Here is a 14,204-nt window from a genome sequence, read left to right on the forward strand (position 1 = left end):
CGCTAGCGGGCGAAAGCGACCGGCAGCACCCCGGAATATTTCAGTAGGAAGTCGGGCTCCAGCGCTGCCGCGGGATCGCGGCCGAAGATCGCCCGATACCATACGACCGAAATCAGCGCCGCCACGCGGCGCGGATGGCGCTTCAGCCAGCGCAGCTGCTCCTCGTCCTCGAAGATCAGCCGGTAGAGGAAATCGTCGGCGAGCGAGGTCAGCATGTAGGAGAGCGCGAGCGCGCTTTGCAGCGCGGTCTCCTCGGCCTTGGTCACCCGCACGATGTATCTGGCGAGGCGCCCGCGCCAATTGTCCTGGAGCTCGCGCCAGCCCTCGGAATAGGCCGACTTGTCGCGCGCCAGCTTGTATTGCACCGCAAACAGGCCCTTGTTGCGCTGGTAGAGCTGGAAATAGAACAGCGTCACCTCGTTGATGCGCTCGAAGTCGGACTTGCCGCGCCCGACGCCGACCGACATCTCGAACACGAAACGGCAGAAGCCGTTCAGCACCTCGGCCACGGCATCGGTCCGGTTCTCGAAATATTTGTAGAAGGCGCCGCGCGAGAGACCGAGCTGCTCGCAGACCTGGCGCACGATCGCGTCGTGATAGCCCTCCGACGACAGGACCTGCGCCACGCATAGCAGGATACGCGCCCGGGTCTGGGCCCTGGCGCCGCTCGCGGCCGCCCGCTGACGCTCCAGCTCGTCGAGATAGCTTGCGACCGCCGGGCCCTTCTCTTCGGCCATGTTTCTTCCCTTAATCCCCATGGGATATCCGCGCCGCCCCCTCTCGGAGCGTTGACTCGGGTCCTGGCCGCCCATATAGTGACACGCGTGTCACTACATCGGCTCCCGGCCGTTGCAGTCAATTCTACAATAATAACAAAGTATTCGACAGGAGCTTCCGGTGACGACCATCTTCGACTATAGCATTACCGCGCCCACGGAAGAACTTGTCGCGAGCTACCACCCCTACCCGCCCCATCTCGCCAACTACGAGCGGGTCTACCGCAATTCGACCGACCATGGCGAGTTGGCCCTCTTTCGCGGCAAGCCGCTCGCCAAGTTCTTCGAGTTCCTCGATTCCCAGGGCATCGGCAGGATCTGCGTCAAGGCGCGCGACATCCGCACCACGTTCAACCTCACCATCCCCAACGAGGCGGTGGCGAGCCTGGTCGCCGACTATCCCGATCGGGTGGTGGGCTTCGCCGGCGCCGACCCGCATCGCGGCAAGATCGCGGTGACCGAGTTCGAGCATGCGATCCGCAAGATGGGCCTGCGCGGCCTCAATCTCCAGCTCTACGAGCTGAAGCTCGCCGCCAACGACCGCAAGATCTACCCTCTCTATGAGAAATGCGTCGAGCTGAACGTCCCCGTCAACGTCCATGTCTCGATCAATTTTTCGACCAAGTCGCTGATGCGCTACGGCCATCCGCTGGCGCTGGACGAAGTGGCCGTCGATTTTCCGGACCTGCGCATCATCGCGGGTCCCCCCGGCTGGCCCTGGGTGCAGGAACTGATCGGCGTCGCCTGGCGCCATCCCAATGTCTATATCGCCATCGAATCGGTCAGGCCCAACCTGCTCCTGAAGCAGAATAGCGGCTACGAGCCGCTTCTCACCTACGGCAATTCGGTCCTGGGCGACAAGATCATCTTCGGCAGCGGCTGGCCCCTGCTGCCCCTGGCGCGCACCGTGCAGGAAGCCCGTTCCCTGCCCCTGAAGCCGGCCAACATGCGCGGCTTCCTCGCCGACAACGCGCAGCGGGCGGTCTTCGGCGCGTAAGAGGGGCCGATGGGGCGCCAATCCAAACGCCTGTCGCTGGCGAAGGACTATTACACCGTCGCGACGCTGCTGGCCGAACGCGCGAAAACCTCGCGCCGGCGCCCCGCCATCGTCTCCGACGAGGGTTCGCTCACCTATGCCGAGCTCGAGGCGCAAAGCCGTAAGCTCGCCGCCGGCTTCGCCGCCCGGGGCATCGGGCCCGGCACCACCGTGCTGATGATGCTCGACAACCATGCCGACAGCATCCTCTGCTGGCTGGCGCTGGCCCGCCTCGGCGCGGTCGAGGTGCCGGTCAACACGGCCTATCTGGGCGACGTGCTCAAGCATGTGGTGCGGGATTCGCTCGCGACCATCCTGATCCTCGACGCGGCCTATGCCGAGCGTTTCGAGGACGAGATCCTCGACGGCGCCAGGCTCGAAACCCTGATCCTGCGCGGCAGCGCCCCCGGCCGCCTGCCCGCGAAGCTGTCGAAGCTGCGAACGATCGAATTCGCCTCTCTTGCCGGATCGGGCCCCGCCGGCGGCCCCGCGATCGCCGAAACCTCGGATCCCCGCCAGATCATGGCGGTCATGTACACCTCGGGCACGACCGGCGCCTCGAAGGGCGTGCGCTGCACCTTCGCGCATGCGCTCGAATATTCGCGCTGCGTGGTCGAGGTGCTCGATCTCAAGGCCGGCGACCGCTACTACAACATGCTGCCCTTGTTCCATATCGCGGGCCAGTGGGCGGCGGTCTTCGCCTGCTTCATCGCCGGCGCCACGGTGGTGCTCAAGCCGCGCTTCAGCGTCAGCGCCTTCTGGGACGATATCCGCCACCACAGATGCAACGTCACGCTGCTTCTGGGTGCGATGGCGAACCTCGTCCATCGCGCCCCGGCCTCGCCTGCCGATAAAAAGCATCCGCTCGACAAGGTGCTGGTGGTGCCGCTCTTCCCGCAGGTGAAGGAATTCGCCCGGCGCTTCGGCCTGCGCGTCACCACCAATTACGGCTCGACCGAGGTCGGCGTGCCGATCCGTGCCGGTTTCCGCCCCGGCAAGCCGCGCCTGTTCCATCTGGTCGATGCCCGCTCCTGCGGCCGCATCGTGAGCGACCGCTTCGAGGTCAAGATCGTCGATCCGAACGACGAGGAGGTTCCGCCCGGCGTCGCGGGCGAGCTGGTGGTGCGGCCCAAGCGGCCCTGGATCGTCATGTCGGGCTATCTCAACCAGCCGGAAAAGACGATGGAGGCCTGGCGCAACCTCTGGCTCCATTCCGGCGACCTGATGATGCGCGACAAGCGCGGCAACTTCTATTTCCTCGACCGGGTGAAGGATTCGATCCGCCGGCGCGGCGAGAACATCTCCTCGACCGAGGTCGAGAACGGGATCCTGAAGTTCCCTTCCGTGCTCGAATGCGCGGTCTATCCGGTGCCCTCGCCCTTGACCGAGCAGGAAGTCATGGCGGCCGTCGTCGCCAAGCCCGGCAACGAGCTCGATCTCGGCGCCCTCGGCGCGTTCCTCGAGCGCACCCTGCCGAAATTCATGGTGCCGCGCTTCTACCGCCTCGAGACCGCGCTGCCGAAGACGCCGACCGGCAAGATCCAGAAGTTCCAGCTCCGCGCGCAAGGCCTCGATGCCCCGCACTGGGACCGCGAAGCCAGGTCGGCGAATCAGATCAAGCAACAACGAAACAAGCCAATCCCAGGGAGGTCATGATGCGGTCAGAGCCAAAGCACCCGCTGCTCGACAAAGTCGAGCGGCAGTTCCTCGACGGAAAGATGAACCGTCGCGATTTCATTCGGTTCTCGACGCTGTTGGGCGTCGGCGCCGGCACCGCCTATGCGCTGGCCGGGATCGCCGATCCGTTCGCGATCAACGCGGCCCAGGCCGCCGCCAATGGCGGCACGGTCAGGATCGCACAGCGCGTTCATCCGGTCGACAGCCCCCATACCTTCGCCTGGGCGGAGCCGAGCAACATCACGCGCCAGGTCTGCGAATACCTGACGCGCACGGGCCAGGACAACATCACCCGTCCCTATCTGCTCGAGAAGTGGGAGCCCAGCGCGGATCTGAAGACCTGGACGCTCTATATCCGGCCCGGCGTCGTCTGGCGCAAGGGCAGCCCGCTCACGGCGGACCAGGTGATCTGGAACCTGAAGCGGGTGCTCGACGAGAAGATCGGCTCCTCGATGCTGGGCCTGATGAAGGCCTATATGCTGAAGGAGGTCGACAAGGGCGAGAAGGACGACAGCGGCAATCCCAAGATGAGCCTCGAGATCTGGGACGCGAACGCGATCGAGAAGGTCGACGACCACACCGTCCGCCTCAACCTCGCGGAAGCGCAGCTGGCCGTGCCGGAGCATCTCTTCCACTATCCCATGGCGATCCTCGATCCCGCCGAGGACGGCAAGTTCGGGATCGGCTCGAACGGCACGGGCGCCTTCGAGCTGGTGGAGTTCGAGGCCGGCCGCAAGGCGGTCCTGAAGGCGCGCACCGAGCATTGGCACACGGTGCCCTCCCTCGACACGCTGCAGTTCATCGACACGGGCGACGATGCGACGGCCGTGGTCGCGGCGCTCGCCTCGAAGCAGGTCGACGGCGCCTATGAGGTCGATGTCACGCAGAAGCCGGCGCTGGACAAGATCGATTCCCTGCAGATCTACGAGGTGGCGACCTCGCAGACCGCCGTCATCCACGGCAAATGCACGCGCAAGCCGTTCGACGACGCGAAGGTGCGGCTCGCCATGCGCCTCGCGGTCGACGCCGCCCAGGTGATGAGCCTGGCGGAGGGCGATACCGGGGTGGTCGGGGAGCATCACCATGTCTGCCCGATCCATCCGGAATACGCGAAGCTGCCGCCCTTCGTGCGCGACGTGGCCCGCGCCAAGTCGCTCCTGGCGGAGGCGGGCTATCCCGACGGCATCGATTCGACCCTGACCCTGCCGGCCGAACCGACATGGCAATCGGTGGCGGCCCAGGTCATGGTGCAGCAATGGGCCGAGGCCAATATCCGCATCAAGCTCAACGTCATCCCCTCGGCCCAGTGGTGGGATGTCTGGGACAAGGTCGATCTCGGCTATACCGTCTGGTATCACCGCCCGCTGGGATTCATGACCCTCAGCCTCGCCTACCGCACGGGCGTGCCGTGGAACGCGCCGGAATGGTCGGACAAGGAATTCGACACGCTCCTGACGCAGGCCGAAGGCACCGTGGATGTCGAGGAACGCCGCAAGGTGATGGAGAAGATCGAGACGATCATGCAGGAGCGCGGACCCGTGGTTCAGCCCTTCTGGCGCTCGGTCCTGACCTTCTACGACAAGAAGGTGCAGGGTTTCAAAATGCACCCCACCTCCTTCGTGTTCGGCGAGGAGTTGTCGATCAAGGCCTAGCCTTTCGCGCCTTACGGCCCCGCGCGGCGTGCGTTTTGGATGGGAGCGAGGCGGCGGCAGGTTCTGCCGCCGCTTCCTTCAGCCAGCGCTCGACCTTGCGCGCGGCCGCGGTCGGGCTCTCGCCCTTGAGCCGCACCAGGTAATAGCCGGCGGCGCTCCGCGCCTCGCGGCCGAAGAGCGCCACCAGCTGGCCGCTCGCCAGCAAGCGATCCACGATCGGCCGGCGGCCCATCGCCATGCCGACGCCCTCCATGGTGCCTTGCAGGATCAATTCCGAGGATTCCAGCACCAGCGCCTGCTCCATTGGCGGCGGCGCCAGCCCATGCGCGAGCGCCCATTCCTCCCATTCGCCCGGATGGAGGGCGTTGGCGATCAGCTTGGCCGAGCGGAGGAGAGCCTCGGGCCGGGTCTGTTTCCGCTTATCCAGATAGGCCGGCGACGCGACCGGGAAGAACTGCTCGGTGAGCAGCGGCACCGCCTGGAAGCCGGGCCAGCTGCCATGGCCATAGCGGATCCCCAGATCGATGTTCTCGCGCGCGAAGTCGCATTTGCGGTTGGTGGTGAGGAGCTGCAGGTTGATCTCCGGATGGCGCTGCTGCAGCTCGCCCAGGCGCGGGATCAGCCAGAAGGCCGCGAGCGAAGTCGGCAGCGTCAAGGTCACGCGCGCCTGATCGGGCGAGCCCGCGATCTCGGCCGTGGCGCGCGTGAGCTCGCCGAAGGCGCGCCGGACACTCGCCAGATAGCGCAGCCCCACCGGCGTCAGCTGCATCTCGCGTCCCTGCCGCTCGAACAGCACCGCCCCCAGGAGCTGCTCCAGGCGCTTCACCTGATGGCTGATCGCGGATTCGGTGACGCCCAGCTGCTCGGCAGCGAGGCGGAAGCGGCCGGCCTGGGCCGCGACATAGAAGCTGCGGATCGCGTTCAGCGGCAGGCGCCGCATGGTGTCGGGGTCGGTCGGGTTAAATTCCATGGCTTGAGCAGAATTCAAGTATCGGTGGAGCTTTGTCAATTGTTCCGGCTCATGACGGCCCCAAAATGGCTCCATGTCTTCTCGATTCAGGAGTCTGCCATGACCGCCGCACCTCAGTATTTCAATTCAAGTCAGGGCCGCGTCGCCCATTGGACCACCGGATCCGGACCCGATCTCGTGCTGGTCCATGGGACGCCAGCCTCCTCCCATGTCTGGCATCGGGTCATCGAGCGGCTCCAGTCCCGCTGGCGCGTCTTCGCCTACGACCTGCCGGGCTATGGGCTTTCCGACCAGTTCGACGGGCAGGACGTGCGCCTTCGCACCCAGGCCAAGGTGCTGGCCGAACTGCTGCGCCATTGGGGCCTCGAGCGTCCCCGTCTCGTCGGCCACGATTTCGGTGCCGCCACCGTGATGGGCGCGCATCTGGTGGAGGGTTGCCCGGTGCGCGATCTCGTGATCGCGGACGGCGTGCTGCTCAATCCCTGGGGCACGCCCTACTCGATGCTGGTGCAGGAGAACATCCGGGTCTTCGAGCAGATCCCGCCGCATATCCACGCCGCGGCGATGACGGCGCATCTGCGCGGCACCACCAGCCGGCACCTCACCGATGCCGAGCTGGCGCCGCTGCTGGCGCCCTGGCTGGGCGAGAAGGGCCAGAAGGCCTATTGCCGGCAAGTCGCGCAGTACGATCACGACTATACCGCGACGCTGGAACAACTCTATCCGAAGGTCTCGGTGCCGCTGCATCTGCTCTGGGGCGAGGAGGACCGCTGGATCCCGATCGCCCAGGGCGAGCAGTTCCATCGCCTGGTGCCGGGATCGCGCTTCACGCGCCTGCCCGATGCCGGCCATTTCCTGATGCTGGATTGCCCGAACACGGTGGCGCGACTGATTGGCGCTGAAACTGCCGGGGGTTAGTCGAGTGAACAGTCAGAGCTGTGGCCCACGACTATCCAGCGTTGCCAATATTCCCTCGATCAAGGTCCAACCGCACAGCGCCAACCCAATTGTGGCGATGACCTTGCCCCGCACGGAAAGCCGCATGAAAGCCGTTCCCAGCAGCAGGGCGGCCATCAGCGGCGGGGCGAACAGCAGAAAGAGCGGCGGTCCCGAGGTGACTTTCGCCATCAAGAGATAGAACCCGCTCAGGGCCAGCATCGCGAAGCCCGACATCAGGTTGGCCCATGAGCGCGGCAGCAAAAGAAAGGGCGCCAGGAAGAAGCCCAGCACACAAAGGCCAAACGCGGCACCATAGACAGCGGGCCGCACACCGGCAGAAAGCAGAAGCTGGAAGAACAGCCAAGCGTCCGCTGCCCAGAACGCGGACAGCAGCAGCCATCCCCATATCGGCTTCGGACGAGAGAATTTCATGCCGGCTTCTACCATAAGCCGCGCTCTCCATCCATGGGGCGCCGTCCGGCAACGCCGGTTTCTCAAGGCTGGTCAATGGACAGAGCCTCCGCACCGGCCGATCACGGAAAGATAGTCGCTATCGGCTTGGGGCTTCAGGACGGGAGGCGATCCGTGACGGAAGAGGACATCGTCCAGCGTCTCGCGCGGCTCGAGGATATCGAGGCCCTGCGTCAGCTCAAATATCGCTACTGCGCGGCAGCCGATGACAATTACGACGCCGATGCCGTCGCCGCGCTCTTCATGGAAGACGGGGTCTGGGACAGCGGAGAGCTCGGCCGCTATGAAGGTCGCGCCGCGATCCGCACCACCTTCACCTCGGTCAAGTTCTCGGTCGACCGGGCCTGTCACTATTGCCTCAATCCGGTCATCGAGGTCTCGGGCGACCGGGCGGTCTGCGGCTGGTATCTCTGGCTGGTCAAGGTCGGCAGGGACGGGAGGAGCACGGCCTCGGCCGGCCGCTATCTCGACCACTGCCGGCGGATCGAGGGGCGCTGGTATTTCGAGCGATTGACGTTGACGATGAAGCCGCTGCCGCCCTTCGCGGCTTGACCGGGCGTCAGTGCGGCCGCAGCAAAGCGCGCTTCGCGCGGCCGAGCTGGAGGAAGATCAGCCCCCCGACGCCCACCAGGATCAGGCCCAGCGGCAAAGCCAGGATCGCGCGGGGCCCGTCGGTGGGCGGGCCCGGGGTCTGGAACGCCAGCAGGACCAGCCCGATGCCCCACCAGCCGAACGCGATCGAGAAGGGCCATCGCGCCAGCTCGATCACACCACCCCAGAAGGTCCGCGGCAGCATCGTCCGCTCCTATCGCCGGCGCCGATGCAGGTCCATGCCGATCTCGTCCTCGCGGATGCGCTCGCGCCGGCGGATATCGGCCTGCTTGCGGTCCTCGCGGGTCTTGTGCGCCTGCTCGTATTTCTCGAGCTCGCGGTAGGTCTCGAGCACGCTTTCGCGCGCCTGCTCGATGCGGAGATTGACGTCGGTCTGCGAGCGCGCCAGCTTCTCGCGCCGCAGCCGGGCGAGATCGGCGAAGGCGGCGAAGGCGCGCGCCATCTCCAGCGTCTTGTTTTCCTTGACCGCGACCGCCTCGCGCTCGAGCGATTCGTCGAGCGTCTTGATCTGGTCGGTCAGCCGCTCGGCCAGGCGCTGCAGCTCCGCCATCTTGCGGCGCTCTTCCTCGAGGCGCCAGCGATGGAGCCGAACCAGTTGATCGAGCGCGCTCATGCGGCCCTCGCCCCGGCCGGCTTGGCCGCGGATTTAGCGGCGGGCTTGGCCGCCGGCGCGGCGTTCGCCGCGGGGGCGGCGGCCGGTGCGGCGGGCGCCGCCTTGACCGCGAGGATCTCGTCGAGCGCGCGATAGCAGCCGGCGAGGCTCGCCTTCTCGGTCTTGCCCTGCTTCAGGAAGGCCTCGAGCTGGTCGTGATAGCGGATCGCCTCGTCCACCTCGGGGTCGCTCCCGGCGCGGTAGGCGCCGAGCCGGATCAGCTCGGCCATGTTCTCGTAGGTCGCCATCAGCCGGCGCGCCTTGCTGACGACGGCGTTCTCCTCGTCGCTGTTGCAGCCCGGCATGGTGCGCGACAGGCTGCGCAGGATGTCGACCGCCGGGTAGCGGCCGCGCGCGGCGATGTTGCGGTCGAGCACGATATGGCCGTCGAGGATGCCGCGCACCGCGTCGGCGATCGGCTCGTTATGATCGTCGCCCTCCACCAGCACGGTGAAGAGGCCCGTGATGCTGCCGGTGCCCGTGCCGGGGCCGGCGCGCTCCAGCAGGCGCGGCAGCTCGGCGAAGACCGAGGGGGTGTAGCCCTTGGAGGCCGGCGGCTCGCCGGCGCTGAGGCCGATCTCGCGCATCGCCATGGCGAAACGGGTCACGCTGTCCATGAGGCAGAGCACGTCGTTGCCCTGGTCGCGGAAGAACTCGGCCATGGCCAGCGTCAGGTGGGCGGCCTGGCGGCGCATCAAAGGCGGCTCGTCCGAGGTCGCCACCACCACCAGCGAGCGCGCCAGGCCCTCGGGCCCCAGATCGTCCTCGAGGAACTCCTGGACCTCGCGGCCGCGCTCGCCAATCAGCCCGATCACGTTCACGTCGGCCGTGGTGTAGCGCGCCATCATGGAGAGAAGAACAGACTTGCCCACGCCCGAGCCGGCGAAGATGCCCATGCGCTGGCCGCGGCAGCAGGTCAGGAAGGTGTTGATCGCCTTGACGCCCAGATCGACCTTGCCGGCCACCCGCTTGCGGGCGTGGGCCGGCGGCGGCGAGGCGCGCAGGGGATAGCCACGGGCGCCCGGCAGGAGCGGCCCCTTGCCGTCGATCGGCTCGCCGAAGGCGTTGATGACCCGGCCCAGCCAGCTGGGCGCCGGGCGGATGACGGGGTCGGCATCGGCCAGCTCGACCTTGCAGCCGAGCCCGATCCCCTCCAGCCCGCCGAAGGCCATCGCCAGCGCCCGGTCGTTGCGGAAACCGACCACCTCGCAGGGCACCCGCCGGCCGGCCTGGCCCAGCAGATCGCAGCGCGCGCCGACCGAAAGATGGCGGGCGATCCCCCCCACCTCGACCAGCATGCCCAGGAGCGATGCCACCCGCCCGTAGAGCCGGGCCGAGGGCAATCGCGCAATTTCATCAAGGAGGTAGCTCAGGTCGGCAGCGCCGGTCCCGGCCGCGAAACTTTGGGAATTCATTCGCTAAATCCGATGGTTAGTCGGATTATGCCGATTCATTCCTAAGCATCGGTGAATCGGGGCCGCGGGACCGCTTGTAGAAAATCACAGCCAGCCGCTCCCCTTTTAGGAATTGTTAATAAACTCGCGCCACATTGGTTAATAGGTTAACTTGGTCTCAACGGCGACAGAGGCTACCTATGCGCGTTCTCCTGATCGAAGACGACACCACAGTGGCCCAATCGATTCAGCTCATGCTGAAGTCCGAGGGCTTCGTCGTCGATGCTACCGACATGGGCGAGGATGGGCTCGAGATCGGTAAGCTTTATGACTACGACATTATCCTTCTGGACCTCATGCTGCCCGACATAGAGGGTTATGAAGTCCTGCGGCGGCTGCGCGCCGCGCGCGTCAACACGCCGATCCTGATCCTTTCGGGCCTCGGCGAGCTCGACAACAAGATCAAGGGCCTGGGCTTCGGCGCCGACGACTATCTCACCAAGCCCTTCGACAAACGTGAACTGATCGCCAGAATCCAGGCGATCGTCCGCCGCTCCCGCGGCCACAGCGATTCCGTCATCATCACCGGCAAGCTCAAGGTCAATCTCGACACCCGCACCGTCGAGGTCGAGGCCCAACCGCTGCATCTCACCGGCAAGGAATACGGCATCCTGGAGCTCCTGTCCCTGCGCAAGGGCACGACGCTCACCAAGGAGATGTTCCTCAACCATCTCTATGGCGGCATGGACGAGCCCGAGCTCAAGATCATCGACGTGTTCGTCTGCAAGCTGCGCAAGAAGCTCTCGGCGGCGACCGGCGGCGACAACTATATCGAGACCGTCTGGGGCCGCGGCTATGTGCTGCGCGATCCGGTGGAGCCCGCCAACGAGGCCATGGCGCGCCGCCCGGCGGCGGCGAGCGCCTGATCCCGACGCAAACCTCTGTTGCCAGAATGCAGAACGGCGCCCCCAAGGGGCGCCGTTTTGCTTTGCGCGCGAGGGCCTGCGGCGGCTGATCGCTTCGCGGCGGCGGCGAATGCCGTTAATGTTCCCAGCCCCGCTCCCTGACGAAGAGGCCGTCGCCATGCGCCCCATCAATCACCTCGTGCTCGCGGGCCATGACCTCGAAGCGATGCGCGCGGCCTACCAGGATCTGGGCTTCACGGTCGCGCCGCGCGGCCAGCATCCCTTCGGGACCGCCAACCACGTGATCCAGCTCCATGGCGCCTATCTGGAGCTCCTCGCCGTGACGAGGGCGCAGGACGTCATCGAGCATGGCGACCGGCAATTCTCCTTCTCCGCCTTCCATCGCGACTATCTCGCGCGCCATGAGGGCTTCTCGGCCTTCGTGCTCGGCACGCCCGATGCCCATGCCGACCGCAAGGCCTGGCAGGCGGCGGGCCTGCACGCTTACGAACCTTTCGATTTCTCGCGGATGGCGACGCTGCCCGGCGGCGAGGACGTGCGGGTCGGCTTCACCATCGCCTTCGTCAGCGATCCCGCCCTGCCCTGGATCGGCATGTTCGCCTGCCAGCATTTCCGGCCCGACTATTACGAACAGCCGCAATATCTGAAGCACGCCAACAGCGCGACGAACATCGAGGAGGTCTGGATCGCCTGCGAAAGGCCGGACGCAATCAGGCCTTTCCTCGGCAAGTTCATGGGCGGCGACGGGACCGCACAGGGTTCCGGTCGCATCGATTTCCCGACGCCGACCGGCTCGGTCGTACTCGCCTCGCCGCGGGAATTCGAGCAGGCCTTCGGCCTGGCGCCCCCGCATCCCCAGGACGGTCCGCATCTGGCGGCTCTCGTCGTCGGCTGCCAAAGCCTCGAGCCGATCGCGCGGCGCGGCATCGCCCGGCGCGGCGACCGCCATATCGTCCCGCCCGGAAAGGCCTTCGGTCTCGCCCTCGCCTTCGCGCGATCGACGCGGCGATAATCGCCGGCAAGCCCCCAAAAGCGAAAACGGCGCCCCTTCGGGCGCCGTTTCGATCTCAAACCGCCATTTTTCGATGCCGGCCGGGTCTCACCCGGCGGCGGCCATGCGCGTCTGACCGGCCTTCGGGACCACGCCATAGATGCCGCGCTGCCCGTTGATGAGCTTGAAGCGCTCGGTCAGGCCCAGCACCGTCTCGGCGCCGCCGAGGAACAGGAACCCGTCCTCGGGCATCAGGCCCGCGATGCGCTCGAGCACCTTGGCCTTGGTCTCCTGGTCGAAATAGATCAGCACGTTGCGGCAGAAGACCACGTCGAAGCGCCCCAGCGGCGTGGGATCGGTCAGGAGGTTGAACTCGCGGTAATCGACCATCGAGCGGATCTTGGGGCTGATCTGCCAGCGATCGCCGGACTGGCTGAAATACTTGACCAGAAGCGTCACCGGCAGGCCGCGCTGCACCTCGAACTGCGAATAGACGCCTTCCTTGGCGCGGGTCAGGATCTCGGTCGAAAGGTCGGTCGCGACGATCTCGAAGGTCCAGCCCGCGAGCTGGGCCGCCATCTCCGAGAGGATCATGGCGAGCGAATAGGGTTCCTGGCCGGAGGAGCAGGCGGCGCTCCAGATCCGCAGGCGGCGCTGGCCGCTGCGGCTCTTGAGCATCGCCGGCAGCACCAGCTCCTTGAACTGCTCGAACGGCTTGATGTCGCGGAAGAAGAAGGACTCGTTCGTGGTCATGGCCTCGACCACGTCGCGGATCAGCGCCTCGTCCGGCTTGGAGCGGATCGACTTCACCAGGTCCTCGAACCCGGCGAGCTTCCACTTGCGCGCCACCGGGAGGAGGCGGCTCTCCATCAGATAGGCCTTGTCCGGCGAGAGCACCAATCCCGAGCGTTGGCGCAGCAGCCGGCAGATCATGTCGAAATCGTCGCGGTTCATGCTGCAGACCTCATTGCGAGCCGTCGCAGATAGGGAGCGATCTCGGGCAGCGGCAACACGGCGCTGCAAAGCCCGGCTTTCGCCACGGCGCCGGGCATGCCCCAGACCACACTGGAAGCCTCGTCCTGGGCCACGACCGTGCCGCCGGCGGCGACCACGGTCGCGGAACCCTTCTGACCGTCGGAACCCATGCCGGTGAGGATCAACACCATCGTGCGGGCGCCATAGGCGGCAGCCACGCTGCGCAGCATCGGATCCACGGCCGGGCGGCAGAAATTCTCGGGCGCGCTCTTGACCAGGCGGATGACCTTCCGCCCGTCCTCGATCGCGACCGTCATGTGGATGTCGCCGGGCGCCACATAGATGCGGCCGCGCAGGACCGGCTCGCCATCGCGCGCCTCGGCGGTCGGAATCTTGCTCGCCTGGGCGATATGCTCGGCCAGGATCGCGGTGAAGGTGGCCGGCATATGCTGGGTCACCAGGATCGGCAGCTCGGCCTTGCCGCCGAGCCCGCCCAGCACCTTGAAGAGGGCCTGCGGACCGCCGGTGGAGCTGCCGATCGCCAGGATCTCCGGCTGGAGCGTCGCCTCGGCGCGCAGCTTGATCGGGGCCGGAGGGCCTGCCGGTGCCGCGGGCGCGACGCTGCGGCGGACCAGGGTGGGAGCCGCCGTCGCGCTGTCCGGATGCTTGCGCCGATAGGCCTGGCCCAGGGCCTTCACCTTGGCGGTCAGCTCGCGCTTGAAGGCCTCGGCCGACACCAGCTCCGAGGAGCTGGGCTTGGCCACGTAGTCGGCGGCACCCGCCGCCAGGGCCTGCAGGCTGATATCGGCATTGCGCCGGGTGAGGGTCGAGGCCATCACCACCTGGAGGCCGGGCTTGGCCGCCAGGAGCTTCGGCAGGGCGGTGAGCCCGTCCATCACCGGCATCTCGACATCCAGCACCACGACCTCGACGTTCGAGCGCTGGACGATGTCGACCGCCATCTGGCCGTTGCTGGCGGAATGCATGACCTTGATGGCCGGATCGGCCTCGAGGGCCTTGGAAATCAGTCCGCGGATCACGGCCGAATCGTCCACGACCATGACCCGCACGGGTTGCGGGCCGACGTCAGCCGTGGGCGCGAGTTGGGTATTCACTGACATTGATCTGCCGAG

At 66.5% G+C, this 14,204-nt stretch carries 15 protein-coding genes; 7 read left to right on the forward strand and 8 right to left on the reverse strand.

Features of this window, described 5'->3' with window-relative positions:
- Window positions 1-2: 2 nt before the first annotated feature.
- The gene (locus tag FRZ61_RS17465) at window positions 3-737 is read right to left on the reverse strand and encodes a TetR/AcrR family transcriptional regulator (protein ID WP_191909079.1); all 735 of its coding nucleotides are present in this window, start codon (window positions 735-737) and stop codon (window positions 3-5) included.
- A gap of 160 nt (window positions 738-897) precedes the next feature.
- Here FRZ61_RS17465 and FRZ61_RS17470 point away from each other — a divergent pair, with 160 nt between their 5' ends.
- Genes FRZ61_RS17470 through FRZ61_RS17480 form a run of 3 tightly spaced genes read left to right on the forward strand, consistent with a single transcriptional unit; the run spans window position 898 to window position 5,141 of the window.
- Window positions 898-1,773, forward strand: coding sequence for an amidohydrolase family protein (locus FRZ61_RS17470; RefSeq protein ID WP_225308867.1), 876 nt, complete (start codon window positions 898-900; stop codon window positions 1,771-1,773).
- A 9-nt stretch (window positions 1,774-1,782) separates the two neighbouring features.
- A complete protein-coding gene (locus FRZ61_RS17475) occupies window positions 1,783-3,468 on the forward strand; it encodes an AMP-binding protein (protein ID WP_151118937.1) in 1,686 nt (561 codons plus the stop codon).
- The gene (locus tag FRZ61_RS17480; protein ID WP_151118938.1) at window positions 3,468-5,141 is read left to right on the forward strand and encodes an ABC transporter substrate-binding protein; all 1,674 of its coding nucleotides are present in this window, start codon (window positions 3,468-3,470) and stop codon (window positions 5,139-5,141) included. The genes FRZ61_RS17475 and FRZ61_RS17480 overlap by 1 nt, the downstream gene beginning before the upstream one ends.
- Here FRZ61_RS17480 and FRZ61_RS17485 read toward each other — a convergent pair.
- Entirely contained in the window at window positions 5,131-6,111 is a 981-nt protein-coding gene (locus FRZ61_RS17485) for a LysR substrate-binding domain-containing protein (protein ID WP_191909080.1), read from the reverse strand. The genes FRZ61_RS17480 and FRZ61_RS17485 overlap by 11 nt on opposite strands.
- Before the next feature lie 99 nt (window positions 6,112-6,210).
- Between FRZ61_RS17485 and FRZ61_RS17490 the strand changes: the two genes are divergently transcribed.
- Window positions 6,211-7,029: an alpha/beta fold hydrolase gene (locus tag FRZ61_RS17490; RefSeq protein WP_191909081.1), complete on the forward strand. Its 819-nt coding sequence runs from the start codon at window positions 6,211-6,213 to the stop codon at window positions 7,027-7,029.
- Between the two features lie 12 nt (window positions 7,030-7,041).
- Here the strand turns inward: FRZ61_RS17490 and FRZ61_RS17495 are convergent, their stop codons facing one another.
- Window positions 7,042-7,497: a hypothetical protein gene (locus tag FRZ61_RS17495; RefSeq protein WP_151118941.1), complete on the reverse strand. Its 456-nt coding sequence runs from the start codon at window positions 7,495-7,497 to the stop codon at window positions 7,042-7,044.
- Window positions 7,498-7,635: 138 nt separating this feature from the next.
- Here FRZ61_RS17495 and FRZ61_RS17500 point away from each other — a divergent pair, with 138 nt between their 5' ends.
- The gene (locus FRZ61_RS17500; protein WP_191909082.1) at window positions 7,636-8,073 is read left to right on the forward strand and encodes a nuclear transport factor 2 family protein; all 438 of its coding nucleotides are present in this window, start codon (window positions 7,636-7,638) and stop codon (window positions 8,071-8,073) included.
- 7 nt (window positions 8,074-8,080) lie between these two features.
- Here FRZ61_RS17500 and FRZ61_RS17505 read toward each other — a convergent pair whose 3' ends face one another.
- The 3 genes from FRZ61_RS17505 to fliI are packed head-to-tail and all read right to left on the reverse strand — an operon-like array spanning window position 8,081 to window position 10,200.
- Complete coding sequence (locus FRZ61_RS17505) at window positions 8,081-8,317, reverse strand: hypothetical protein (protein WP_151118943.1); 237 nt, start codon at window positions 8,315-8,317, stop codon at window positions 8,081-8,083.
- A gap of 9 nt (window positions 8,318-8,326) precedes the next feature.
- A complete protein-coding gene (locus tag FRZ61_RS17510) occupies window positions 8,327-8,746 on the reverse strand; it encodes a hypothetical protein (protein WP_151118944.1) in 420 nt (139 codons plus the stop codon).
- The gene (gene fliI / locus FRZ61_RS17515) at window positions 8,743-10,200 is read right to left on the reverse strand and encodes a flagellar protein export ATPase FliI (protein ID WP_151118945.1); all 1,458 of its coding nucleotides are present in this window, start codon (window positions 10,198-10,200) and stop codon (window positions 8,743-8,745) included. Before fliI ends, FRZ61_RS17510 begins: the two co-directional genes overlap by 4 nt.
- Before the next feature lie 179 nt (window positions 10,201-10,379).
- On the opposite strand from fliI, the gene ctrA reads away from it, so the two are divergent.
- The gene (gene ctrA, locus FRZ61_RS17520) at window positions 10,380-11,105 is read left to right on the forward strand and encodes a response regulator transcription factor CtrA (protein WP_151118946.1); all 726 of its coding nucleotides are present in this window, start codon (window positions 10,380-10,382) and stop codon (window positions 11,103-11,105) included.
- A 157-nt stretch (window positions 11,106-11,262) separates the two neighbouring features.
- Complete coding sequence (locus FRZ61_RS17525) at window positions 11,263-12,117, forward strand: VOC family protein (protein WP_191909083.1); 855 nt, start codon at window positions 11,263-11,265, stop codon at window positions 12,115-12,117.
- An 87-nt stretch (window positions 12,118-12,204) separates the two neighbouring features.
- Here FRZ61_RS17525 and FRZ61_RS17530 read toward each other — a convergent pair whose 3' ends face one another.
- Window positions 12,205-13,050 (reverse strand): CheR family methyltransferase, encoded by an 846-nt coding sequence (locus FRZ61_RS17530; protein ID WP_151118948.1) that lies wholly within the window; start codon window positions 13,048-13,050, stop codon window positions 12,205-12,207.
- Window positions 13,047-14,192: a protein-glutamate methylesterase/protein-glutamine glutaminase gene (locus tag FRZ61_RS17535; RefSeq protein WP_151118949.1), complete on the reverse strand. Its 1,146-nt coding sequence runs from the start codon at window positions 14,190-14,192 to the stop codon at window positions 13,047-13,049. The genes FRZ61_RS17530 and FRZ61_RS17535 overlap by 4 nt, the downstream gene beginning before the upstream one ends.
- Window positions 14,193-14,204 lie beyond the last annotated feature (12 nt).

The organism is Hypericibacter adhaerens (assembly GCF_008728835.1).
GTDB classification, from domain to species: Bacteria; Pseudomonadota; Alphaproteobacteria; order Dongiales; family Dongiaceae; genus Hypericibacter; species Hypericibacter adhaerens.